This window comes from Paenarthrobacter sp. 10N417 (assembly GCF_056394745.1).
Map to the genome: position 1 here is coordinate 16,575 of NZ_JBFTIL010000023.1, position 24,329 is coordinate 40,903.

Consider the following 24,329-nt stretch of genomic DNA (forward strand, 5'->3'; position numbering starts at 1 on the left):
AAAAGAGACCTCACACCCCGCGAAATGCGTTCGTGATGCAGAAGTTAAGATCACGAAACAAAAGGGAAACTGAAGCGAAACTGCCCGTCCCTAGGCTGGAAGCACAAGTTGCGGAGATCCGTCTGCAACATCTGCGAAAGGCCCACCAGTGACCGGACACACTTCAAGTACAGAGAACCCGCGCCGCATCGTTGTCGTCGGAGGCGGCCCTGCGGCCCACCGTTTCGCCGACGCAATGTACAACCGCGGTCTTGAAGGCTGGCAGGTTACGGTGCTCACCGAAGAAGCCCACCTCCCCTACGACCGCGTTGCGTTGAGCAAGGCATTGACGGAAATGGACGTTGACCTCACGTTGGGCGAGGCGTCCATGTGGGACCACGAGGCATTGACGCTGAAGACCGGCGAGCGCGCCGTCAAGATCGATGTCGCCGCCAAGAGCGTCCTCACGGCCGCAGGGAACAAGTACGAATACGACCACCTGGTGGTCGCTTCTGGTTCAAACGCTGCCCGCCTGCCCATTCCCGGCAACGAGCTCACTCACGTTTACCGCACGCTTGAAGACGTCTGGGCCATTAACAAGGCCATCGCCGAGCTCACGGAAAAGCTTGGCCGCAAGGTCAACGCAGTCACGATTGGTGGAGGCCTCCTCGGCCTTGAGTCAGCGGCCGGCACGGAGCAGCTGGGCGCCAACCCGATCGTCATCGACGGCTCGCAGTGGCTTATGGCCACCCAGCTGGATGAAGGCGCCGGCCAGGCGATGGGCCGCCTGATCAAGGCCAAGGGCTTCGAAGTGCACAGCGGCGTCTTCCCTTCCGAGGTGTTGTCCGACGACGACGGCCAGGTCACCGGAGTCCTCATGGCCGACGGCCGCACCATCGACGCAGATATGGTGATCGTAGCCATCGGCGTACGGCCCCGGGATGAACTCTTCCGCGCCGCAGAGGGTGAAGAGCAGCTCTTCTCGCTTGGCCAGCGTGGCGGCGTGGTCATCAACGACTACTGCGCCACAGAGGTGGACGGTATCTGGGCCATCGGTGAAGTGGCCAACTTCGAGGGCATGTGCCTGGGCCTCGTTGCCCCGGCAAACACGATGGCCGAGATCGTGGCGGACCGCCTGCACGGCGGTGCGGCAACGTTCCCGGGATTCGATACCGCCACGAAACTGAAGTTGTCCGGGGTGGATGTCGCGAGCTTCGGTGACGCCTTCGCCCGCACCGAGCACTCGCTCGAAATCGTCTATGCGGACCCCGCCCGCGGCGTCTACCAGAAGATCGTCACCACTGACGATGCCAAGACCCTCCTGGGCGGCATCTTCGTCGGCGACGCTTCCCCTTACATGAGCCTGCGCCCGCTGCTGGGACGCGAACTGCCCGCCGAACCCGGCGCCTTCCTGAGCGCTGCCGGTGGCGGCGAGGCACCGGAAACCGAACTTCCGGATGATGCAATCCTGTGCTCCTGCAACAACGTGTCCGCCGGAACCATTCGCGACACCGTCAACGGTTGCGGTGCCTGCGAGGGCAACGCTCCGGTTCAGGAACTCGGCGAGCTCAAGGGCTGCACGCGTGCCGGCACCCAGTGTGGTTCCTGTGTACCCATGTTGAAGAAGCTCCTCGAAGGCGAACTGAAGAAGTCCGGCATCGAGGTTTCCAAGGCCCTCTGCGAGCACATCAGCCTGTCCCGCCAGGAGTTGTTCGATGCCATCCGCGTCCTGGAACTCACCTCCTTCGAGGAGATCATGGCCAAGTACGGCACTGGTGCCGGTTGCGATATCTGCAAGCCGACCATCGCCTCCATCCTGGCCAGCCAGCACTCCGCTTACGTCCTGGATGCCGGCCGTGGTTCCCTGCAGGACACCAACGACCGTGCCTTGGCGAACATGCAGAAGGACGGCACGTACTCGGTGGTTCCGCGTATCGCCGGTGGTGAAATCACCCCGAAGGGACTCGGTGTCATTGCAGCGGTCGCCGAAAAGTACAACCTGTACACCAAGATCACCGGTGGCCAGCGCATCGATATGTTCGGTGCCCGCCTGGAGCAGCTGCCGGACATCTGGAAGGAACTGGTTGACGCCGGCTTCGAGTCCGGCCAGGCGTACGGCAAGAGCCTGCGCACGGTGAAGTCCTGCGTCGGATCCACGTGGTGCCGTTTCGGCGTCCAGGATTCCGTGGCCATGGCCATCGCCTTGGAACTGCGGTACCGGGGCCTGCGCAGCCCGCACAAGCTGAAGATGGGTGTCTCCGGTTGTGCCCGCGAGTGTGCAGAGGCCCGCGGCAAGGACGTCGGTGTCATCGCCACGGCTGATGGCTGGAACTTGTACGTGGGCGGCAACGGTGGAGCCACCCCGGCACACGCCCAGTTGCTCGCCAAGGACCTGGATGACGAAACACTGCTGAAGTACATCGACCGCTACCTCATGTACTACATCCGTACCGCCGACCGCCTGCAGCGCACGGCGCGTTGGCAGGAAGAGCTCGACGGCGGCATCAAGCACGTCGAGGAAGTAGTGGTACACGACTCCCTGGGCATCGCCGAAGAGCTTGAAGCCGCCATGGCAAAGCACATCGACACCTACGAGGACGAGTGGGCTGAGACCTTGAAGGACCCGGAGCGCCTCCGCCGTTTCCGTTCCTTCGTCAACGCCCCCAACCAGAAGGACGAGTCCATCTCCTTCGTTCCGGAGCGCGGCCAGATCCGTCCCGCGACGAACGAGGAAAAGGGCGGCGTGCTCATCGCCTCCACCATCCCGGTCCGCCGCGAAACTGTCGGCGCAGAACGCGTCGGCGCAGAGAACTAGGGGTACCCATGCAGCTCACCATTGATCTCACAGGCCGCGAAGTCCTCGTCACGGGATCCGAAAAGGCCGCCCGCCAAGCGGTTCGCCGCTACCAGGCTGCCGGGGCCAAGGTGTTCCGTCTCAGCACGCCTGCCGGCGCACCCGGCGACGGTCCGCTGCCCGAGCGTCCGTTCCTGGTAGCAGTGGTGGACGACGGCGACACGGGCTGGGAGCCGTTGGTGGAACGCTGCGGCGGCGCCGGGATTCCGGTTGCCTTCGAGCCCGCACCAGGCAACGAGGGCCATGTAACCCTGGTGGGAGGCGGACCTGGCGCCTTGGATCTCCTCACGGTTGGCGCGGTGGACGCCCTGCGCGATGCCGACGTCGTGTTTTACGATCGCTTGGCCCCGTACCAGGAGCTGGCCGACCTGACGTCCGGCGAGTTGGTGGACGTTGGAAAGCAGCCCGGGCACCACAAGGTCACGCAGCGTGACATTGAGAAACTCATGGTGGAAGCTGCCCTCTTGGGCAAGAATGTGGTCCGGCTCAAGGGCGGCGACCCTTACGTCTTTGGCCGCGGCGGCGAGGAAGTGGCCGCCTGTGTTGCCGCTGGCGTTCCTGTCCGCGTGATCTCCGGGGTCACCAGCGCCATCTCCGTTCCGGCCGCAGCCGGGATTCCGGTAACGCACCGCGAGGTCAGCCACATGTTCACCGTGGTTTCCGGACACGCCCCCCTGACGGAGAAGGAACACACGCACCTGGCAGGACTCGGCGGCACGATCGTTGTCCTCATGGGCATCGGAACCCTCCCGCAGCTTGCCGCCGGCCTGCGCCGTGCGGGCATGGAATCCGACATGCCGATGGCCGTGGTGGAGCGCGGCTACCGCCCGGGCCAGCGCACTACCATCGCCGATCTGGGTACGATCGAAACGGCAGCCACCGGCTGCAGCAACCCGGCCGTGCTGGTCATAGGCGAGGTGGTCCGGGTGGCTGAAGCCAACCGTAATCATGCCGAAGCATCCGCTGAACTGAGCCGACTCGCGGCTTCGCTCCTTGAAGCCTGAAAGTAAATCAATGACTGTTGCACGTGCCTTTGAAATCCAAGACGTCACAACCGCCACGGACGTTTCAGAAGCTACCGAAGCGCCGCTGGACGGGTTCCGCATCGGCGTCACCTCGCATCGCCGTTCCAGGGACCTCATCGAGGCCCTGGAACGCCGTGGTGCGAGCGTGCTCCATGCTCCGGCCTTGAAGATCGCGCCCGTGCAGGAGGACATGGTCCTCATCGAGGACACCCGCACCATCATCGCCGCGAAGCCGGATATCTGCATCGCCACCACGGCCTACGGCATGCGCCGCTGGTGCGAGGCAGCAGACTCCTTCGGCATCGGCGAGCAACTCCTGGAAACACTTTCGGCCTGCCGCATGTTCGTTCGGGGACCCAAGGCCCGCGGTGCCGTCCGCGCGGCCGGGCTTGCCGACGTCGGAATCAGCAGTGACGAAACCACAGCGACACTCGTGGACATGCTCCTGGTGGAAGGCGTCCGGGGCAAGACCGTTGCGGTGCAGCTGCACGGCTACACCGACGTGCGCCAACTGGAGCGGCTGCGGATGTCCGGCGCCAGGGTCCTGACGGTGACGCCCTACCGTTGGGTCAAGCCAGACGGCGAGGACAAACTGCCGCGCCTGATCGAGGCCGTCTGCAACGGCAACCTTGACGTCCTCACCTTCACCAGCGCCCCTGCAGTGGACGCAATGTGGAGCACCGCGCACGAGATGGGGCTGTACCGCCAGCTTATTGAAGCGCTCAAAGGGCCCGTGACGGTTGCCGCCGTTGGGCCCGTCACCGCACAGCCACTGGTCGACGCCGGTCTGACGCCCCTCATTCCCGACCGTTACCGCATGGGCGCACTGATTCGCCTGGTGACGGAGCACCTGTCCTTGAACCATGTGCGCCGCCTGGAAACCAAGAGCGCCACTATCGAACTTCGCGGGCGCTGCCTTCGGATCAACGGCGAAGTGATTGACCTTGCGCCAGCTCCGCTCCTGCTGCTCCGGGCCCTGCTCGGCGCCGGTGGTGCGGTGCTGTCCCGTGAAGCGCTCTCGGACCTTTTGGACCTCCGCGGTTCCGTGCATGCCCTGGACATGACCGTCAGCCGGCTGCGTTCCTCGCTTCCGGACGGCAAGCTCGTGGAAACCGTGGTGAAGCGCGGGTATCGGCTGCGGGCTTAGGTTCGTCCCCCAAGAAAAGCACCGTGATGTCCAGGACGTCGCGGTGCTTTTCACTGTTGACCGTATCTGCGCTGTAGTCGTGGCCTTGTCGTGTGGCAGAGACATTGTCCTTGACAGCTGCAAAACGTTTTAGGTAATGTGATCCAAACAACATCCAAAACGTTTTGCAAAGGACTGTCGATGACGACGAGGGTAGGTATCCGCGAAGTGGCGAAGGCTGCCGGCGTTTCAATCACCACGGTGTCCCATGCACTCAACGACGCCACCAGCGATCGCGTGAATCGCAAAACGCAAGAACACGTACGGGCAGTGGCCAAGGACTTGGGCTACGCCCCCAATCGCCTGGCGAGCGGACTGCGGAACCAGCGTTCGCAGATCATCGGTCTCGTCAGTGATCAAATCACCACCACACCCTTTGCCGGGGCCATGATCCGCGGCGCCCAGGAAACCGCCTATCAGCGTGGCTACCTGCTGATGGTGCTCAATTCGGGGCTCGACAACGATCTTGAGAAACATGAAATCCAAACCCTCCAGCAACACCAGGTGGACGGGATCATTTACGCCCGGATGTATCACCAGGGCGTCACGGTTCCGGAAGAACTTTACGAAGTCCCTACCGTGCTGCTGGACGCGGCCTCCGCTGACAGTTCAATCTCCTCAGTGGTCCCGGATGAAATCGCAGCCGCAGAAAGTGCGGTGGAAATCCTGGCTGCTGCGGGGCATACGAGGATCGGGATGATCAACAACATTGACGACATCCCGGCCACGCACGGACGGTTGGAGGGCTACCGAAACGCCCTCATGCGGAACGGGCTGCCGGAAGATCCCCGGCTCGTCGCCTCTGCGCTCTCGGACACTGTGGGCGGCAGGCAAGCAGCGGCACAACTGCTGTCCTTAGCTGATCGGCCCACTGCCCTGTTCTGCTTCAACGACCGCATGGCCATGGGCGCCTACCAATCAGCTTCCGCAGCAGGCCTCCGCATCCCGGAAGACCTCTCTGTGGTGGGAATGGACAACCTCGAACTCATCGCAGACTCGTTGTGGCCGGGGCTGACCACGGTTGCCCTTCCGCACTACGAGATGGGGTGCTGGGCAGTTACCCGGCTCCTGGACGACATTGAAAAGCCCGGCACGCCGCCGGGGCAGAAAAAACTCGTCTGCCCCGTCATCGAACGGGGCTCGGTGGCACCGCCCCCTGACGTCAACCACTAACCCACGCGAAAGACCACGTCAAAACACGACGTCACAACACCGGATTCCACAAAGAAAGGGACGCAGCCGTTGCAGCGGCTGCGCCCCGAAGGACCCGGGTCAATCATCCACACCCAAAAACAGCAGAAAGATTGAGAATCATGAACACACGATTCACACGGATCCTGGCAACCAGCATAGCTGCGGCGGCCCTCGTCGGCAGCCTGGGCGCCTGCAGCAAGGGCAGCTCCTCGTCCACAAGCGACAGCCCCAAAGAGATCACCATGTGGACGCACGCCGCCGGAAACCCGGAGGAACTGGCGGCAACCCAGGCGATCGTGGACTCCTATAACAAAAGCAGCGGCGCCAAGGCGCAAATCAAGGTGCAGGCTTTCCCGCAGGAGTCCTACAACGATTCCGTCGTTGGGGCCGCGTCATCCGGAAAACTTCCCTGCATCGTGGACATTGACGGACCCAACGTTCCCAACTGGGCATGGGCCAAGTACCTGGCGCCGCTGAAGCTGTCCGCGGACCTTTCCAAGAACCTCCCCAGCACCGTTGCCAAGTGGCAGGGCGAGACCTATGCGGTTGGGTACGGCGACGTCGCCTTGTCCATGTTTGCCCGCAAATCCGATCTCGCTGCGGCGGGCGTCCGGGTCGCCACCCTTGAGAAGCCATGGACAAAGGACGAGTTCCAGGACGCGTTGACCAAACTCAAGGCACTGGGTAAATGGGATTACCCGTTGGACATGGGTACTGCCGGAACGGGCGAATGGCTGCCCTATGCGTACTCGCCGTTCCTGCAGTCCTTCGGCGGAGACCTGATCAACCGCCAGGATTACCAGTCGGCTGACGGAGCCCTTAATGGCGACAAAGCCGTCGAATGGGCCAAGTGGTTCCGCGGGCTGGCGGATCAGGGCTTCATGGCGACCAAGAGCGGGAAAGATTCCACCCAGGACTTCCTGAACAACAAGAGCGGCCTCCTCTACACCGGTTCCTGGGCAGGCGACAAGGCCCGGGCCGCCCTGGGAGACGAGCTGGTGGTCATGCCCAGCGTGGACCTGGGCAACGGTCCCAAGATCGGCGGAGCTTCCTGGCAGTGGGGCGTCACCAGCGGCTGCAACAACATGGATGCCGCCATGGACTACCTGTCCTATTCCTTGAAGCCGGAAAACGTGGCTTCTGTTATCAAGGCAACGGGAGGCATCCCCGCCACCAATGAAGCCGCCGCCCTGATTCCAGCGTTCGCCGAGGGCGGTGCCAACCGTATCTTCATGGAGTTCTCCCGCGAGTACGCCGTATTGCGGCCTGAAACCCCGGCTTACCCGTTCATCGCCACCGAATACGGCAAGGCTGTCCAGGACATCCTGGCCGGCGCGGATCCCAAGCCGGCCCTGGACAAGGCGGTCAAGGCGATCGACGCCAACATCAAGTCCAACGGCGGCTACAAGAACTAGCCGGCGAGCCGAACGGAACGGCGACGGCGGCACTCACCTGCCGTCGTCGTCGGACCTCCGGCCCCAGCTGTCAACGGAGAACCCCCATGACAACCACCCGAATTCCCCCTACTTCTGGCCGCCGCCTGGCGGCCCCCGCCCCCGCCGCACCGCCCAGCAAACCCCATCGCCGGCCGCGCTACGTGCGCGAGCAGATCGCCGGCTGGGGAATGATCGCCCCGGCGGCCGCCCTCCTGCTGCTCTTTGTCTTCCTCCCAGCGATCCTGGGCTTCGGCCTGGCCTTCACCAACGCCCGCCTTGTATCACCGCGACCTGTTGAGTTTGTGGGTGCGGACAATTTCGTCCGGCTCTTCACGGATCCCACGTTCTGGCGGGCATTGCTGAACGTCAGTTACTTCGCGGTTGTGGTGGTGCCCGTCCAATCGGGCCTTGCCCTGGCGATGGCGCTGCTGATCAACAAGAAGTTCCGCGGGGTGAACTTTTTTCGCACGCTGTACTTCCTTCCCGTGGTGACGTCCATGGTGGCGGTGTCCCTGCTGTGGATGTTCATGTACCGCAAGGACGGGCTGATCAATGAGTTCCTGTCCGCGGCCAGCTTCGGCCTGATCGATGGCCCGGACTGGCTCAACGATCCCGCCACGTCCATGCCGGCCATCATCATCCTGTCGATCTGGCAGGCCGCCGGCTTCCACATGATCATCTGGCTCGCCGGCCTGCAGAGCATCTCCGGGGAACTGTACGAGGCAGCCCAGCTTGACGGGGCAAGCCGCTGGCACCAGTTCCGCTACGTGACCTGGCCCGGCCTCAAGCACACCCGCACCTTGATCCTGGTGACCATCACCATCCAGGCACTCGGGCTCTTCGACCAGGTCAGCGTCATGACCCAGGGTGGGCCGCTGGATTCCACCACCACCATCATTTTCGAGGCGGTGCGCTCCGGCTTCAAGCAGCAGGAGACATCCTATGCCTCGGCCATCTCCCTCGTATTCTTCGTCCTGGTGCTGCTGATCTCCGCAGTGCAGCGCTACCTGACCCGAGAGAAGGACTGACATGAAAGAGACACTCACATCCAAGGGTCTCAGCAGTGCAGGCACCATGGTTGTACGGATCCTGTTTGCCGTCGTCGCCGCCTTCCCCCTCCTGTTCATGCTGGTGTCTTCACTCAAGCCGGACCAGCAGATCTTCGGGGACATGTCCTCAGTGGCAGCCTTCCTGCCCATCGGCAACATCTCGTTCGACAACTACACTGCTGTGTTTGACCGTGTGCCGGCCGCCCGCTTCCTGATCAACTCCATCGGGGTCTCGGCCGTGACGGTGGTGATGGGCATCTTCATCAACAGCCTGTGCGCCTTCGCTTTGTCCCGGATGCAGGTCCGCGGCAAGCGCATTGTGTTCACGGCGATCCTGGCCACGCTGATCGTGCCCTTCCAGACCCTGGCGCTGCCGCTGGTGTGGTGGGTGAACCAGTTGCCGTTCTTTGAGCTCAATGGGTTCAGCCTGGAGATCTCCAAGGGCTGGCTGGACACCTACCAGGTCCAGATCATCCCCTTCATCGCCAATGCGTTCTCCATCTACCTCTACCACCAGTACTTTGAGTCGATCCCGAAAGAGCTGGACGAGGCCGCAAGGATTGACGGCGCTGGCTGGTTCAAGATCTACCGCCTGGTGGTGATGCCTCTGGCAGGCCCGGCGACAGCCACGGTGGCGATCTTGACGTTCCTGCCCGCATGGAACTCCTACCTGTGGCCGCTCATGGTGGTCCAGTCCGAGGAGCTCCGACCCGTCATGATCGGCATCCAATACTTCTTCCAGCTCAACGTCTCCTGGGGCGAAGTCATGGCTTATGCGTCCCTCATCACGGTCCCGGTGGTGGTGCTCTTCATCGCCTTCCAGCGCTCCTTCATCAACAGCATCGCCTCCAGCGGCGTCAAGGGCTGACACGGCGTGCCCCTCATGCGAAAGGGAAATGCTCCCATGAATACAACCGCCGACCTCGACTGCCGCTACCGGCCCAAGTGGCACTATTCCGCGCAGCGCAACTGGCTCAACGACCCCAACGGGCTCCTCTACTCCAATGGCGTCTACCACCTCTTCTACCAGCACAACCCGGAGGGCGATACGTGGGGCAACATGTCCTGGGGCCACGCCACCTCGGTGGACCTGCTGCATTGGGAAGAGCAGCCCGTGGCCATCCCCTGCGACGATGAAGAAGCCATCTATTCCGGCTCCGCTGTGGTGGATGTCCGTAACACGAGCGGTTTCGGCACCCTCGACAATCCGCCCCTCGTGGCCATCTATACGAGTGCTTACACCTCCGGCTCGCCCATGGCCGGCCTCCAGGCGCAGTCCCTTGCCTACAGCACGGACGACGGCACCACCTGGACGAAGTATTCGGGGAACCCAGTGCTGGACAGGGTCTCCCCGGACTTCCGGGATCCGAAGGTCTTTTGGTACGACGGCGACGCCGGCAGCTACTGGGTTATGGTCGCCGTCGAAGCAGCCCGACGCGAAGTCGTGCTGTACAGCTCACCGGACCTGCTGTCCTGGGAATACCTCAGCACCTTCGGCCCGGCGAACGCCACCGGAGGCGTGTGGGAATGCCCGGACCTGTTTGAACTTCCGGTGGACGGCGACGTCTCCAACACCCGGTGGGTTCTGGTGGTGAACCTCAGCCCGGGCGGTATCGCCGGCGGCTCCGGCGGTCAATACTTCGTTGGAAAGTTCGACGGCGTGACGTTCCATTCCGAAACTACCGTCACAGAAGGCCTCCAGTCCGATGACACCCGGATGGCCGAGTACGGCTGGCTCGACTGGGGCCGGGACTACTACGCCGCTGTATCCTTCAGCAACGTACCCGACGGACGCCGGCTCATGATCGGCTGGATGAACAACTGGCAGTACGCGGCTGCCACACCCTCCGACGGCTGGCGCAGCGCCATGTCGCTCGTTCGCGAAGTGAAGCTGGTTTCCCACGGCGGGCGTCCCGTGTTGATACAGGATGCCATTGACCCTTTCGAAGGCCATGGAACGGAGATGGCACTGGGCCGGCAACGCCTGGAACCCGGACTGACGTGGCTTCCCCAAGACGTATCCGGGGAAGTGCTGAGGATCGATGCCGAGTTCGAGCCCGGGCATGCCGGAAGGGTGGGCATCGTGCTGCGGGCCGACCCGCAGCGAGGGGCTGCGCCGGGTGTCTTTTCCACAGGCGCAGAGCGCACAGTCCTTGCCTATGACCCGGCAACGTCGGAACTCAGCCTGGACCGCACAGAATCCGGCAACGTCGGATTCCACGAGGCGTTTCCGTCAGTGGATCGCGTTACTGTGCCGTTGGAAGATGGTCGGATACGGCTTCGGATCTTCCTTGACCGCTGTTCCGTCGAGGTCTTCGCTCAGGACGGCACGGCAACCATCACCGATCAGATCTTTCCGGCGGACTCGAGTACCGCCCTTGCCCTCTTCGCAGAAGGTGAAGGCGCCACCCTGGTGAGCTTCGCCGTCGTGCACTAACTAGACCTTCGCAAGAACCGCCCGAAGGGAGCGACGCGTTGAGCGCCGCTCCCTTCTGACGTTCTGGGAAAGTGACTAGTTCTTGTGCACCAGGTAGATGGCGCCGGTGGTCACGTCCTCTTCGAGAGCCTCCAGCGTACGTCCACGGGTTTCGGGGACCTGGGTGTAGATAAACACCAAGGCGAAGATGCCCACAACACCAAAGAGGAAGAACGTTCCCGTGATCCCCATCCCGGCAACAAGTGTGGGGAAGAAGAGGCCCAGCAGGGCGTTGGCGATCCACAGGCAGAAGACGGACAGGCCGATGGCGAAGCCGCGGACGTGCAGCGGGAAGATCTCAGACAGCATCACCCACACCGCAATGTTCAGGAACGTCTGCATCGATCCTACGAACGCAACCACCAGGAAAAGGATCACGAACGGCCTGGCCGCATTGCCCACCGGAAGGACGATCGACGCGATCCCGATGAGGAAGTGGCAGACCGTAGTCAAGGTGAAACCCAGGAGCAGCGTTGTGCGGCGGTTGACGCGCTGCATCAGCGTCAGCGCAATGACACCACCGACGACGGCGATCACACCGGGCGCGATGTTGGCGACGAGCGCGGCATTGGAAGTGAATCCCGCCTCAACGAGTACGGACTGGCCGTAGTACATGATCGAGTTGATGCCCGTCAGCTGCTGGGCAACGCCCAGCCCAATGCCTACAAGAATGATGCGCAGGATCCACTTGTCCTTCAGCGCGCCCCATGAGGTAGCCCTCGACGCCCTTTCTTCGTCCGCCAGGTGCTTCACGTCTGCCATTTCTGCCTCGGCGCGGTCCTCCGAGCGAATGGTCTTGAGCACCGCCAAGGCTTCCGGGTTCCTACCCTTTGAGATGAGCCAGCGTGGAGATTCCGGCATCCGCAGCATCCCAAAGAACAGTGCGATGGCGGGCAGTGCGGCAACAGCGAGCATGATGCGCCAGACTCCGCCAACTTCGCCCCAGACATTGCCGATGATGGCGTTGACAACGAACGCAGCCAACTGGCCAATGACAATCATGAGTTCGTTCCGCCCGGCCAGGGAACCACGGATTTCGTAGGGGGCCAGCTCGGCAAGGAAGACCGGCACCACGGTGGAAGCACCGCCAACGGCCAGGCCCAGGATGACGCGCCCGATGACCATTACCTCGAAGCTTGGCGCCGACACACAGGCCAGCGTACCCATGAGGAACAGCACGGCCAGGAGGATGATCGTCTTCCTACGGCCCCAGCTATCCGAGAGGCGCCCGCCGCCGACTGCTCCGGCAGCTGCCCCAAACAACAGTGAACTGGTGACGATCCCTTCCGTCAGCGGTGTCAGTGCGAGGTCGGCTGTCATTGGCCTCAGCGCGCCATTGATGACACCAGTGTCGTAGCCGAACAGCAGGCCCCCGAACGTAGCAACCAGGGCAACAAGGCCCAGTCGCTTACGATGCGGGCCATTGGTTAGCGGAGGAAGGGCAGCATTGCCGGTTCCTTTGCTCTGCGTTTGCGTAGCAGACATCAGGACTCCTTTGTCGGTGTGTTGCAGGCCATAGTCGCCTGCCCTGAAGTACAGACTAACGCGCGAAAGGCTTAAATGTAAGGTCAAACTAACAAATGACAAATTTTCATTCTTTTCCCCGTGCGAGGATGAACTATGGCTCCTGATTCTCAGCACCGCCCCGCAACGCAAAGCGACGTCGCGCGCGAAGTGGGCGTCTCCCGGACCTTGGTGTCCTTCGCCTTCCGCGGCGCACCCGGTGTCAGCCACGAGACAAAGCAGGCCATCTTCGAGGCAGCCAAGCGTCTCGGGTACCGGCCAAACGCCGTGGCCGCCGATTTGGCACGCAAGCACCGTTCCGCCGTCGGGCTTTATCTGCTGGACATCCGCAACGAGATCTACGCTGATGTCCTCAGCGGCGTCCGGACCGCGCTCCCCCAAGACAACAACCGGCTCATTTTAAGCGTTTCGCGGTCCGTGGACGGCGTGGATCCGGGCGCGCTGGAGTCCCTGATTGAGGCCCGTGTTGGAATTATCATCGCGGCTACGCTGCTGGACTCAGATGAACGAGTGCAAGAAATGGCCCGGATCGTCCCCCTGGTGAGTGTGACCCGGCCGGTGCACGGCGTGGACAGCGTGTACTCCGATGACCTTGCGGGCGCACGAGCGGCAACTGAGCATCTCCTCGGACTTGGCCATACGCGCATCGCCCATCTTTCTGGCCCGGTCTACGACGGCCACGTCGTCCGCCGCCAGAGTTACGAGCAGACAATGCGCGACGCCGGGCTCTCACCGCAGACGGTGGCAGCAGAGGACTTCACACCGGATGCAGGACAGCGCGCCGCCGCGCAGATGCTGAATAATTCCGACCGGCCGACTGCGATTTTCACCCACAACGACCAGTTGGCGCTAGGCGTTCGTGAGGCCGCCTACGCACGGGGACTCTCCATTCCCGAAGATTTGTCCCTTGTGGGCTACGACAATACAAGGACCGCCCACCTGCATGGCATCGACCTCACGTCCGTGGACTTGCATGCTGTTGAACTGGGTCGGACCGCCGGCACAGTAGCCCTGGAACGGCTCAATAATCCGGACGCCCCCATCGCCGACGAACGCCTCATGCCGCAATTGGTGGTGCGTAACTCCACGGCCCCGGTCAGGCGCGCGGGGTAGGTTCGTTTACCGGTAGGTTCGTTTACCGGGGCAGGCGGTACCGAACGTGGGTGACGAGCTTGGTGCCGGCCACTTCCGTAGGCTCAAGCTTGAGACTACCCACGCCGTCCAGCAACCGCTCGCCACCACCAAGAGTCATGGGCGAAATGTGGAGCCGCAACTCATCCATCAACCCCGCTTGGATGTACTGCCGGGCCGTCTGGGCTCCGCCAGCGATGGCCACGTCTTTGCTGCCTGCGGCCTCCCGCGCCTGTGCAAGCGCGGATTCGATCCCGTCGTTCACGAAATGGAACGTGGTGCCGCCCTGCATCTCCAGCGGCTCATGCTGATGGTGTGTCAGGACGAAAACCGGCGCGTGATATGGCGGTTCTTCACCCCACCACCCACGCCATTCCTTGTCCCACATGTCTGGGCCCGGTCCCGCAAACATATTCCGCCCCATGATGAAGGCGCCGGCGGCGAGGATTTCCTCAACCTGGGCCGCGTTGGCTTCGGGCTCTTCAAACATCCATCGGTGCAGAAGCTCTCCGCCGTCGCCCAAGGGCTCCGACATCCGCTGGTTGGGACCAGCAACGAAGCCGTCCAGGGAGATGGTCAAATCGCACGTCACTTGGCTCATTCGCCCATCATGCCACTGGGCAACCTTCGCCAACCAGGGCAGCTCTCGCCAAATCGGCCACCTACGGCGGAAACTGGGGCTACACATCTCAGGAGGACCACATGACATCCGAACTGCTGGAGCGACTCAACATCCTGGTCGGCGAATGGGAGACCACTGCCCCCGGCATGGACGCGGTGGGCCGGACAACGTTCGAATGGCTGCCAGCCGGCGGCTTCCTTATCCAGCGATCCACTGTTGAGAGGCCGGAATTCCCGAATGCCATCTGCACCATCGGCGCTACAGGGTCAGACGGCGCACTTCAGCAGCATTACTTCGATTCCCGGGGCGTCGCCCGCATCCTGGACATGACCCTGGAAGAGAACGTGTGGACCCTTTTCCGGGATGGACCCGATTGGCCGCAACGCTACATCGGACGCATCAGCGAGGACGGGAACACCATCACGGGCCGATGGGAGCGGGGAACCTACCCAGGCGGACCGCTTGAGCACGACTTCGACCTCAACTTCACGCGCATCCTCCCATGACAGTCGGCGAGCAACGCCGGATCAACGGATAACTCCACCTCATGGACAGATCCCCGGCCCGGTGGGAACATAAGGGCGATAGTCCGGAGGCACCGCCGGTCACGCCGGGGCTGCCTTCAGGTCAGCTTTCCTCTGAGAGGAACGGCCATGGGTCGTCTGGGGACCGGGAACAGTGGCAATACGGGTGCGGAACCAGCACCTGATCCGGCACGCCGCATTGCCCGGCACGGGGAACCAGGCATCGAAAAGGTTGACGCCGTGGTGGTCGGTTCAGGATTCGGCGGTTCGGTGGCTGCCCTTCGCTTGGCCGAGGCCGGGCAATCCGTGGTGCTCATGGAACGCGGCAAGCCTTATCCGCCCGGCAGTTTCGCGCGTTCGCCGGCGGAAATGGGCCGGAATTTCTGGGACCCGGATCGCGGACTGTACGGGCTCTTCGATGCGTGGACCTTCCGGGGCACGGAGGGGTTGGTATCCAGCGGCCTGGGCGGCGGCTCACTGATCTACGCCAACGTCCTCCTTCGCAAGGACGAAAAATGGTTCGTCAACGAGTCCCCCATTCCCGGCGGCGGTTACGAGAATTGGCCTTTCACACGGGCGGACCTTGATCCGTACTACAAGGCCGCAGAAGAGATGCTCCAACCTGTCCGTTATCCGTATGACGACACGCCTAAAACCATGGCCATGGAGAAGACCGCCGCAACCCTCGGTCTATCCATCAGCAGGCCGCCCATCGCAGTCACCTTTTCCACGGACCCCACCAAGGAACCACAGACAAACAGGCCACTCCCCCTTCCCGCCTACGGCAGCATCCACGGACCAAACACCGTCCGCACCACATGCACGCTCAGCGGTGAATGCGATATCGGCTGCAATGCCGGCGCCAAGAACACCCTGGACCACAACTACATTTCGGCGGCCGCTCATCAGGGGGCGGACATCCGCACGTTCCACGATGTCCGCGGGATCAGGCCACTTGCCAGGGGAGGTTACGAAGTCCGCTACGTGGTCCACGATCCCGAACGCCAAGGCGAGCTCCTCAAGGAGCGGATCATTCACTGCCGCCGGCTCATCCTTGGCGCCGGCACCTTCGGCACCAACTTCCTGCTCCTGCGCAATCGAAGCTCCCTGCCCGCCCTTAGCGACGCCATAGGCACCCGTTTCAGTGGCAACGGCGATCTCCTGACGTTCATCATGGACGCCAAGACACCGGCCGCCAACGGATCCCCACCCGGAGTGCGAACACTCACCGGCAGCCGCGGACCCGTCATCACCACCGCGATCAGGATCCCCGATTCCAACGACGACGACGGCGATGGTCGCGGCTACTACGTGGAGGACGCCGGGTATCCAGCCTTCATGAACTGGCTCATGGAGACCGCCCAACTCAGCACCACCGTCAAACGGACAGCCAAAGTTGCCCGCCAACTGCTGATGGACAGGCTGTTCGACGCCGGGCGCTCGAACGTCTCCGCCGACCTCGCCGCTGCGCTGGGTGACGGCCGCCTCTCCTCCAGTTCGGTGCCGCTGCTGGGGATGGGCCGAGATATCCCCGACGGCGTCATGACCCTTCGCGACGGAAGACTCGCCATTGCATGGACCATGGCCACGTCCAAGGACTACTTCGGACGGGTCCGTGGAACGATGTCCGAGATCGCCAAGGACCTCGACGGGGACTTCATCGACAATCCCCTCTGGTGGGCCAAACGCGTCATCACGGTCCACCCCATTGGCGGCGCGCCATCGGGCCGCCACCCGGGCGAGGCTGTGTGTGACTCCTACGGCGAAGTGTTCGGTTATCCCGGCCTGTTCGTGATGGACGGGGCGGCCATGCCTGGCCCCGTGGGGGCCAACCCTTCACTGACCATTTCTGCTTTTGCGGAACGCGCGTGCCACCACATCCTGGAGAACGCCCACAGTGCTGGACACAAGGGAATTACCCCCGCTGACGCTGCCGGAAGTGACGACCTGGCCAGTGATGACTCGGCTGGCGCTGATGGCCGGGCCAACGACGTCGACGCTTCGGCTCCGCGCGAATTGGCGCCTGACGCTACCAAGGGCAAGGGCGCGCCCGAGGAGCGGCCTGCGAGCGCGGTCACAGACGGCGCAGCCGCCACGACGGGAGCAAGGAGCCGTGGTCTGGGGCTGCAGTCACACCCGGACCAGGCAACCCTGGACGAGGAAGCCGCTGCGACAGACGCCACCACCTCTGTGCGTTTCACGGAGCAGATGCACGGCTGGTTCAGTCCCGGTCTCAGTGATCCCGAGAAGGGGCGAAGCCTGGGCAGGGACCGGGGCCGCGGGATCATGTTCGAGCTGACGATTACCGCCGAGGACATGGACGCGTTCGTTGAGGATCCGAGCCACCCGGCGAAGGCGGAGGGGTATGTCCTCGCAGATTACTTCGGCGGCCGAATGCCGGTGGAACGGGGCTGGTTCAACCTCTTTGTGGAGGACGTTTCCGACGACGGCAGGCCAGCCAGGCGCATGCTCTACCGGTTGTGGCTGCGGGACCCAGGCGGAACGCCGTTCACGTTCACCGGGTACAAGCTGATCCATAACGAGGCCGGGCTGGATATTTGGCAGGACACGACCACGCTGTACGCCACGATCCTGCGAGGCCACGTTCCACCGTCGGAAGCGGTTGACGTTGATGAGCCAGGCGGGCAGGAGCCAGGCCAGGAGGATGTCTTCGGTGCCGGCATTCTGTACATCCGCCCCTTGGACTTCGCCAAGCAACTGACCACGTTCCGTACCGAGGGCCCGGCACCGGCCGCGGGTTTGGCGTCCTTCATGAAATTGTTCGCCGGTGAGTTGTGGGAGGTCTACGGGCGGGGCCTCAAACGGGTCCCGTTCCCGGTCCGGAGACCACTGCGACGGCCACGCAGATGAAGAGCTGGGAGCTTGCGAAGCACCGTACTGTCCTGGGCTTCACTCCCCAGGCAGCCGTTCGCTGGCTCTCGCCGATGTCGCTGGCACGGACGGCATTGAAAGTCATGGCAGCTACTGTGTTCGCGGACTTCGGTGACAAGAGGGAACTCGAGGGGAGCTTCCCTGCCGATCAATTGCGCCTGGATAAACTCCCGGTCCCCGGCCAACCAGCCCAGCCGCCGGTCACGAGCCGCGGGCTTCCAACCCCCGGAAAGCTTGAGGCATCCCGCACCACAAAGCCCGACGAGCCCTTGAGTCCCGCTGATCTGTGGCTCGATTACACCGCAGATCTTGGCGACGGCTTCGACGCGACCTACTCCGTCGCAATGCTGCTCGCCCAGGACAAGGTAACCGTTCAGGGCCATGAGCTCCCCCGCGGAAGCCTGCTGGTCCTCGGGGGTGATGAGGTCTACCCCGTTGCCTCACCGGCTGCCTACGAGAATCGGATGGCAGGACCGTACCGGATGGCGCTGCCCACCAAGCACAATCCCACACCCATCATGCTCGCACTCCCCGGCAACCACGACTGGTACGACGGCCTGACCTCGTTCATCCGGATGTTCACCCGGCAACGAAGCATCGGTGGCTGGCGGACCATCCAGACGCGCAGCTACTTCGCGGTCCGGCTCTCCGGGAAATCACCCACGAAGGGTTCCGGCGGACCACAGGATGGGACGCCGGGTTGGTGGCTCCTGGGCCTGGACAGCCAGTTGGGGCAGTACATCGACGAACCCCAACTGGACTACTTCTACCGGAACGTCACCCTCCAGCTCCAACCCGGAGACGCCATCATCCTGTGCGTCGCAACTCCCTTTTGGGTTGACGCCGAGCACCCGGAACCGAATGAGTTCAGGCAGGTCAACTTTTTCGAGCAGGACTACCTTCGACGTCGGTTCAATCCTGACACCGGCGTGTTCGAGGCCACAGGCGCAAACGTCCGGCTGTGGCTCACCGGGGACCTGCACCACTATTCCCGCTACGAGGAACAAACGTCCGTGCAAGAACCAAACGGGCGAAATCTCCCACGGGATCCAGGAAGAACACAAATGATCACCTGCGGCCTGGGCGGCGCCTATCTTTCAGATGCCCATTGGCTCCCGGATCACCTCGTCCTTCCCTGCCACGAAAACGCACCGGGCATGTCCTCCAGCGTCACCCAACCCGGAAACCCCCACGGCGACCACGAAGAAGCACCAACCCGGCACTTCACCCGCATGCCCACCCTCTACCCGGATCAGGCCGACTCCCAGTTGCTCGGTCCGAGGCTTGCGAACCCCTTCTCGCAATACTGGCTTCCCATCCGCAACCCTGGCTTCGGTTTGTCCCTGGGCATTGTCCACGTCATCGCTGCACTAACGCTCTGGACAGTCTTCAGCGCATTCCGCGGGGAATCGTTCGTGGACAGCCTCCGCAGCCTGACCCACGGAAACACCCTGCTCCTCATCGTCATCTTGATCCTTGCGATGCCACTCCTGCTCGGAGTCGTGGCACTGCTCGCACGATCGCTCGGGCTGGCGAAGGCAGGAATCGTGGTCTTCACCCGCGGCGCGCTCTACCAGCTGTCCGCCCTTGCGGTGAGTGCCGCCGTCGTGATCCTGCTTCCCTGGCCGGCCGGCTGGCCCGACGTCGTGATTCTGCTGCTGGCGCTCGCGGTGGTGTATCTGGGTGGCTGGGCGCTTGGCAGTGAGGCCTTCGCCCTGTTCATCCTGGCGACGCCAACCGGTGAAGTCTCTACCTGGAAAATGTCCGGGCAATCCATCGAAGACCATAAAGGATTCCTCCGCCTCCACCTCGCCGCTGACGGCAACCTCACTGTCTACCCGCTTGTGGTGGACACAGTCTGCCGCGATTGGCAGCTGGTACAGAACGACGACGGCGCGCGGCTGGTCCCGGAATCCGGCCTGCCCGCCGTGCGGCTGCTTGAAGAACCCATCACCATCACGCGGAAAGGAACCGCACCATGATCATCACCCGTGCCGAGCACCGGACCGAGGTCATCCCGTTCCGTGCCCGGGACAACACCCCTTTGAGCCTGGTCCATGTGACATCGCCCGTGGAAGTGACCAAAGGGCCTGTCATGCTGGTCCATGGTTCCGGCGTGCGGGCAGAGCTGTTCAGGCCTCCGGTCCGGACCACCATCGTGGACGTCCTGCTGGAGGATGGATGGGACGTGTGGATGCTGAACTGGAGGGCGTCCATCGACCTCGATCCCCTGTCCTGGACGCTCGCCGACGCCGCCGTGTACGACCACCCTGCCGCCGTCGAGCATGTGCTGAATGCGACTGGAGCGGACACGATGAAGGCTGTCATCCACTGCCAGGGATCGACGTCGTTCACCATGTCCGCCGTGGCCGGTCTCCTGCCTCAGGTGGACACCATCGTCTCCAACGCGGTGTCCCTGCATCCCGTGGTGCCTGTGTTCTCGCGGCTTAAGATCGACTACCTCACGCCCGTGGTCAAGATCTTCACCCCTTATCTGTCCCCGGCATGGGGCTATAAATCGCAGGGCTACTTCACGCGGGCCATCCGCGGCCTGGTCAAAGCCACCCATCGGGAGTGCGACAACATCGTCTGCAAGATGGTCAGCTTCACCTACGGCAGTGGCCACCCGGCGCTCTGGGCCCACGAAAACCTCGACGACGCCACTCACCAATGGCTCAGCGGCGAGTTCGCCGAGGTCCCGGTGACATTCTTCGAGGAGATGGGCCGCAGCATCAAAGCCGGGCACATGGTGGCTGCCGGAAACCATCCGGAACTGCCGGAGAACTTTGTGGCCGAGGCTCCCCAAACCGATGCGCGGTTCGCGTTCATCGCCGGGCTGGACAACCTCTGTTTCCTTCCCGAAAGCCAGCAACGCACCTTCGAATTCTTCCAAAAGCACCGGCCAGGGAAGGACTCCCTCCACCTCATCCCCGGCTACGGACATCTGGACGTCTTCTTCGGCGAGCATGCCTGGCAGGACACCTTCCCGGTCATCGTGGAGGAGCTCAACAAGGCCCCTTCCAATCCAGCCCAAGAGCCTAATCCAGCCCAGGAGCCAAGGTCATGAAAACACTTACCGAACTGGTTACTCCCCTGCTCAAGCTCATGCCGTCGCCGGTTCCCCGACGCCAGGAACGCCTCCGCGGCCAGCACGCACTGGCCGACGGCATCAAGTACGTCATGCCGGTCAATTCCGACGACTCCCCGGTGCTCATGGCGGCTTTCCCCATCAACAAGAAAGCCGCGGCGGCCGCACTCCCCGGCACCGAGATGAGGCCCTTCAGCCTGGGCGGCAAAGGGCTGCTGGTGGTCACCGTGGTCAATTACAAGTCCACGGACATCGGCAAGTACATCGAATACTCACTGGCCATCGCCATCACCCACGGCAGCAGGCCGGCCCCGCCCATCCTCCCGCTGATCTTCCAGAAAACCTTCAAGCTGGGGCAGTTCGTGGTGGACCTGCCCGTCAGTTCGGAGGTTTCCGTCAAGGGTGGCAAGGGAATCTGGGGCATGCCGAAGCACCAGGCCAACCTGGACTTCGTCGTCACTGACTCCACAGTGTCAGCACAATACGACAAGGACGGCCAGCTGGGTTGCTACATCGAAATCGAGCGTCCCGACCCACTTGGGCTGCCACTGAAGCTTGCTGCGTCGAACTACTGCGTCTTCCGGAACATGCTCTGGAAATCGGACATCTACTTCGAAGCTACCGGAGACATCGCCCTCGGAGCACAGGCCAAGGCACGCCTCATCCTCGGTGACGCGCCCGGCGTCGAGCCTTTGAAGAACCTGCAGGTGGAAAGCAAACCCGTGTTCACCGCTTGGCTGCCGCAAGCCCACGGTGTCCTGGACGACCACTACGAAGCCTGGTTCCTCACCGCACCTACAGAATCCGCCGCAGCAGCCCTTCGCGGAGGCGACATGCTGGACAGCATCGTGAACCTGGGCCAAAGCCAGGAATGGCTGGCACCGCCGGACCGGAGCAGGATTGCAGGCACGGCACCGATGGGCACAGGACACGGCCCCGGCGGCGTACCCCGCGCTACTCCGGGAAGCATCCAATGAACTGGCTACTGCTCATCAACGCGCTCTACTTCCTGTTCGGCGCCACGATGTACGTGGGCACCATGTGGGTCCTCAAGTTCTTCCTGTACCCCACATGGCGCTCGCTGGCCCGCGAGAACGTAGACATGCACTTCGGCATCCCCACCCGCGCAGCCACCAAGTTCTTCACCATCGTGGTGCCCATCATGTTCATCTCGGGTGGCATCCTCGTGTGGTCCGAGTGGGGCACCATCCGTGTCATCCCAGCCATCATCTGCCTGCTGGGAATCATCGTCCTGACCTGGGTGGGCCAAGGCATCATCATCCCCATCAACAAGCGCATCCGCGGCGGCGACTTCGCGGACGACGCCGAGCTCCGCACCCTGCTGAAACGCTGGATGATGCTCAACGACATCCGCTTCTACGTCTCCACGCTGACGTGGGCTTCAATAGTGTGGCTGCTCGTGGACCGTGGACGCCTGCTGGAGTCCTTCGCATGACCGCCCATCAGCCGGCACAACCCACACCCCACTCCCAGCCTCACCACCAAGCGCGACGCCCCGGCTTGCTGGCCTGGGCCACCGCCGATCCACTGCGCGCCATCCTCGCAGCGATCGCCATCATCACGGTGCTGACCGGTGCCGTGCAGGTCCCGTTTGGTGGACAAATATTGCCCTTGATCGGCGCCGACCCCACTCCTGGAATGCGGCAACTGTTCGGCACAGTGGGCATGTTCATGGTGGTGGTTGGCGGACTGCTCCTCCACACCCTGCTCAACGCCGCGCCCTCACCCGAGGTGGTGCTCTGGTCCGGACTGCAGAAAGCCGGGGCGTTCGGCGCCGTCGGCATCGGGGTACTGAACGGCGTCTTCTCACCCATCGCGCTGCTGGTGGCCTTCTTTGACCTCGCGACGGCGGTACTCCTGTTCGTCTATTGGCGCAGGATCGGTGGGGGCATGACCGGAGGAACCGGACTGTGAAAAGGTCACTGGTGCTCGCCGGTGGCGGGATGCGGGTGGCCTGGCAGGCCGGCGTCATGCGGGCGCTCGCCGAAGAAGGCCTGGAGTTCCAGCATGTTGACGGCAGCTCCGGCGGGATCCTGACGGCGGGGATGCTGCTGTCCGGGGTGTCGCCGGAAGAAATGTGCACCCGCTGGTCCAGCGTGAACGTGAAGGACTTCGGCTCGGCGCTGCCGATCGGTGACTACCTCAAGGGCCCGTGGGCGCTGCCAGCTATTGGGGACGCGGACGGCATCCTGAACAAGGTCTTTCCCGCACTCGGGATCAATGATGCGACTATCCGGGGCCGCGCTGCGGAACCGGGCGCCGTCGAAGGTTCCTTCAACGTCGTGGAATTCACCGAAAAGCGCTGCCACGCCATCGATGCCACCGCCATCGACGCGGAGCTTATGGCCGCGGGAATGTCACTGCCGATCTTCCTGACACCGCTGCGCCGGGACGGGAAGATCTGGACGGACGCCGTCTGGATGCGCGACGCCAATGTAGCCGAAGCCCTGCGTCGGGGAGCGGAGGAAGTATGGCTGATTTGGTGCATCGGCAACTCGCCCTATTGGGGTGACGGGCCTTTGGAGCAGTACGTGCACATGATCGAAATGAGCGCCATGGGAGCCCTCCTTGCTGATTTCGAGGCTGCGAGCGCGGCTGGACGCGAGTTTGTGCTGCATGTGGTGCGTCCTGAACATCCGCTCCCGCTCGATCCCGAGTTCTATCTGGGAAGGATCGACGCCGATACCCTGATCGGCATGGGATACCGGGACGCCCGGGCGTACCTGGACACGATGACGACGGCCGGCGTCCCGAAAGATGCTAGTTGCACCGCCATGACAGAACCGGCTGCGGGCGTCCGTTTCAACGACACCTTGCGCGGAGACTTGGACGGCTCACCCCTGACGTTCAAGGCAACCGTCATGCTGCCCACGGCCGGGTCCACTGTGCCCCCACAGTTCACCGGATTCCTGGAGCACCCGCTCTTCGACGGTCGCGTCTTTTTCTCGGATGGACGCGTTGAAACAGAAGGCCACGACATCACGTACCGTGCCCGGATCATGCTCGACGGCGGGTGGCAGGACGTGTCCTTGACCCGCACCTTGCGGGACGATCCCGGTCCGGATGCCTGGACCGACTCGCGCCAGGCAGTATTGCAAGTGGACGGGTTGCAAGTAGACAGCCTGAGCGCCGAGCTGACTATGAGCCTGGCCGACGCGGCTGGGCTTCTGGCCTCTGTGGAGCCAGTGGGTGCGCACGGCTTCGTTGACCGGGCGGAGGCCGTCGCTTCCTTCGCCGCCAACGGTTTGCGGGAGTTGCTGTCACGCTACTGAACTCCACTGTGATCGCTAACTCCGCTGTGATCCACGTTATTACCGGCTGGTAAACA

General features: G+C 63.1%; 19 protein-coding genes. 17 read left to right on the forward strand and 2 right to left on the reverse strand.

The window, feature by feature from the left end:
• Window positions 1-148: 148 nt before the first annotated feature.
• From nirB to AC1DCM_RS22150, 8 genes are all read left to right on the forward strand, one after another.
• On the forward strand, window positions 149-2,794 hold the full coding sequence (gene nirB, locus AC1DCM_RS22115; RefSeq protein ID WP_477519738.1) for a nitrite reductase large subunit NirB: 2,646 nt from the start codon (window positions 149-151) through the stop codon (window positions 2,792-2,794).
• Between the two features lie 8 nt (window positions 2,795-2,802).
• Window positions 2,803-3,837, forward strand: a complete 1,035-nt coding sequence (cobA, locus tag AC1DCM_RS22120) for a uroporphyrinogen-III C-methyltransferase (protein ID WP_442006265.1) — start codon at window positions 2,803-2,805, stop codon at window positions 3,835-3,837.
• A 10-nt stretch (window positions 3,838-3,847) separates the two neighbouring features.
• Window positions 3,848-5,005, forward strand: coding sequence for a uroporphyrinogen-III synthase (locus tag AC1DCM_RS22125; protein ID WP_477519739.1), 1,158 nt, complete (start codon window positions 3,848-3,850; stop codon window positions 5,003-5,005).
• Window positions 5,006-5,185: 180 nt separating this feature from the next.
• On the forward strand, window positions 5,186-6,217 hold the full coding sequence (locus AC1DCM_RS22130) for a LacI family DNA-binding transcriptional regulator (protein ID WP_477519740.1): 1,032 nt from the start codon (window positions 5,186-5,188) through the stop codon (window positions 6,215-6,217).
• 140 nt (window positions 6,218-6,357) lie between these two features.
• Window positions 6,358-7,653 carry a sugar ABC transporter substrate-binding protein gene (locus tag AC1DCM_RS22135; protein WP_477519741.1) on the forward strand — a complete coding sequence of 432 codons (1,296 nt, stop codon included), beginning with the start codon at window positions 6,358-6,360 and terminating at the stop codon, window positions 7,651-7,653.
• An 86-nt stretch (window positions 7,654-7,739) separates the two neighbouring features.
• A complete protein-coding gene (locus tag AC1DCM_RS22140; protein WP_477519742.1) occupies window positions 7,740-8,702 on the forward strand; it encodes a carbohydrate ABC transporter permease in 963 nt (320 codons plus the stop codon).
• Window position 8,703: 1 nt separating this feature from the next.
• Window positions 8,704-9,591: a carbohydrate ABC transporter permease gene (locus tag AC1DCM_RS22145; protein ID WP_477519743.1), complete on the forward strand. Its 888-nt coding sequence runs from the start codon at window positions 8,704-8,706 to the stop codon at window positions 9,589-9,591.
• Between the two features lie 36 nt (window positions 9,592-9,627).
• Window positions 9,628-11,160, forward strand: coding sequence for a glycoside hydrolase family 32 protein (locus AC1DCM_RS22150; protein ID WP_477519744.1), 1,533 nt, complete (start codon window positions 9,628-9,630; stop codon window positions 11,158-11,160).
• 75 nt (window positions 11,161-11,235) lie between these two features.
• Here the strand turns inward: AC1DCM_RS22150 and AC1DCM_RS22155 are convergent, their stop codons facing one another.
• A complete protein-coding gene (locus tag AC1DCM_RS22155) occupies window positions 11,236-12,684 on the reverse strand; it encodes a sugar porter family MFS transporter (protein ID WP_477519745.1) in 1,449 nt (482 codons plus the stop codon).
• Between the two features lie 135 nt (window positions 12,685-12,819).
• On the opposite strand from AC1DCM_RS22155, the gene AC1DCM_RS22160 reads away from it, so the two are divergent.
• Window positions 12,820-13,836: a LacI family DNA-binding transcriptional regulator gene (locus AC1DCM_RS22160; protein WP_442016798.1), complete on the forward strand. Its 1,017-nt coding sequence runs from the start codon at window positions 12,820-12,822 to the stop codon at window positions 13,834-13,836.
• Between the two features lie 22 nt (window positions 13,837-13,858).
• Here AC1DCM_RS22160 and AC1DCM_RS22165 read toward each other — a convergent pair whose 3' ends face one another.
• Window positions 13,859-14,455 (reverse strand): dihydrofolate reductase family protein, encoded by a 597-nt coding sequence (locus tag AC1DCM_RS22165; RefSeq protein WP_442016797.1) that lies wholly within the window; start codon window positions 14,453-14,455, stop codon window positions 13,859-13,861.
• A gap of 101 nt (window positions 14,456-14,556) precedes the next feature.
• On the opposite strand from AC1DCM_RS22165, the gene AC1DCM_RS22170 reads away from it, so the two are divergent.
• From AC1DCM_RS22170 to AC1DCM_RS22205, 8 genes are all read left to right on the forward strand, one after another.
• Window positions 14,557-14,982 carry a hypothetical protein gene (locus tag AC1DCM_RS22170; RefSeq protein ID WP_442016796.1) on the forward strand — a complete coding sequence of 142 codons (426 nt, stop codon included), beginning with the start codon at window positions 14,557-14,559 and terminating at the stop codon, window positions 14,980-14,982.
• A gap of 147 nt (window positions 14,983-15,129) precedes the next feature.
• On the forward strand, window positions 15,130-17,871 hold the full coding sequence (locus tag AC1DCM_RS22175; RefSeq protein WP_477519746.1) for a GMC oxidoreductase: 2,742 nt from the start codon (window positions 15,130-15,132) through the stop codon (window positions 17,869-17,871).
• Window positions 17,868-19,874: a hypothetical protein gene (locus AC1DCM_RS22180; RefSeq protein WP_477519747.1), complete on the forward strand. Its 2,007-nt coding sequence runs from the start codon at window positions 17,868-17,870 to the stop codon at window positions 19,872-19,874. Before AC1DCM_RS22175 ends, AC1DCM_RS22180 begins: the two co-directional genes overlap by 4 nt.
• Window positions 19,871-20,959, forward strand: a complete 1,089-nt coding sequence (locus tag AC1DCM_RS22185; protein ID WP_477519748.1) for an alpha/beta fold hydrolase — start codon at window positions 19,871-19,873, stop codon at window positions 20,957-20,959. The genes AC1DCM_RS22180 and AC1DCM_RS22185 overlap by 4 nt, the downstream gene beginning before the upstream one ends.
• Window positions 20,956-21,957 (forward strand): acetoacetate decarboxylase family protein, encoded by a 1,002-nt coding sequence (locus AC1DCM_RS22190; protein ID WP_477519749.1) that lies wholly within the window; start codon window positions 20,956-20,958, stop codon window positions 21,955-21,957. The genes AC1DCM_RS22185 and AC1DCM_RS22190 overlap by 4 nt, the downstream gene beginning before the upstream one ends.
• Complete coding sequence (locus AC1DCM_RS22195; RefSeq protein ID WP_477519750.1) at window positions 21,954-22,436, forward strand: hypothetical protein; 483 nt, start codon at window positions 21,954-21,956, stop codon at window positions 22,434-22,436. Before AC1DCM_RS22190 ends, AC1DCM_RS22195 begins: the two co-directional genes overlap by 4 nt.
• A complete protein-coding gene (locus AC1DCM_RS22200; protein ID WP_477519751.1) occupies window positions 22,433-22,915 on the forward strand; it encodes a hypothetical protein in 483 nt (160 codons plus the stop codon). Before AC1DCM_RS22195 ends, AC1DCM_RS22200 begins: the two co-directional genes overlap by 4 nt.
• Complete coding sequence (locus AC1DCM_RS22205; RefSeq protein WP_477519752.1) at window positions 22,912-24,273, forward strand: patatin-like phospholipase family protein; 1,362 nt, start codon at window positions 22,912-22,914, stop codon at window positions 24,271-24,273. Before AC1DCM_RS22200 ends, AC1DCM_RS22205 begins: the two co-directional genes overlap by 4 nt.
• Window positions 24,274-24,329 lie beyond the last annotated feature (56 nt).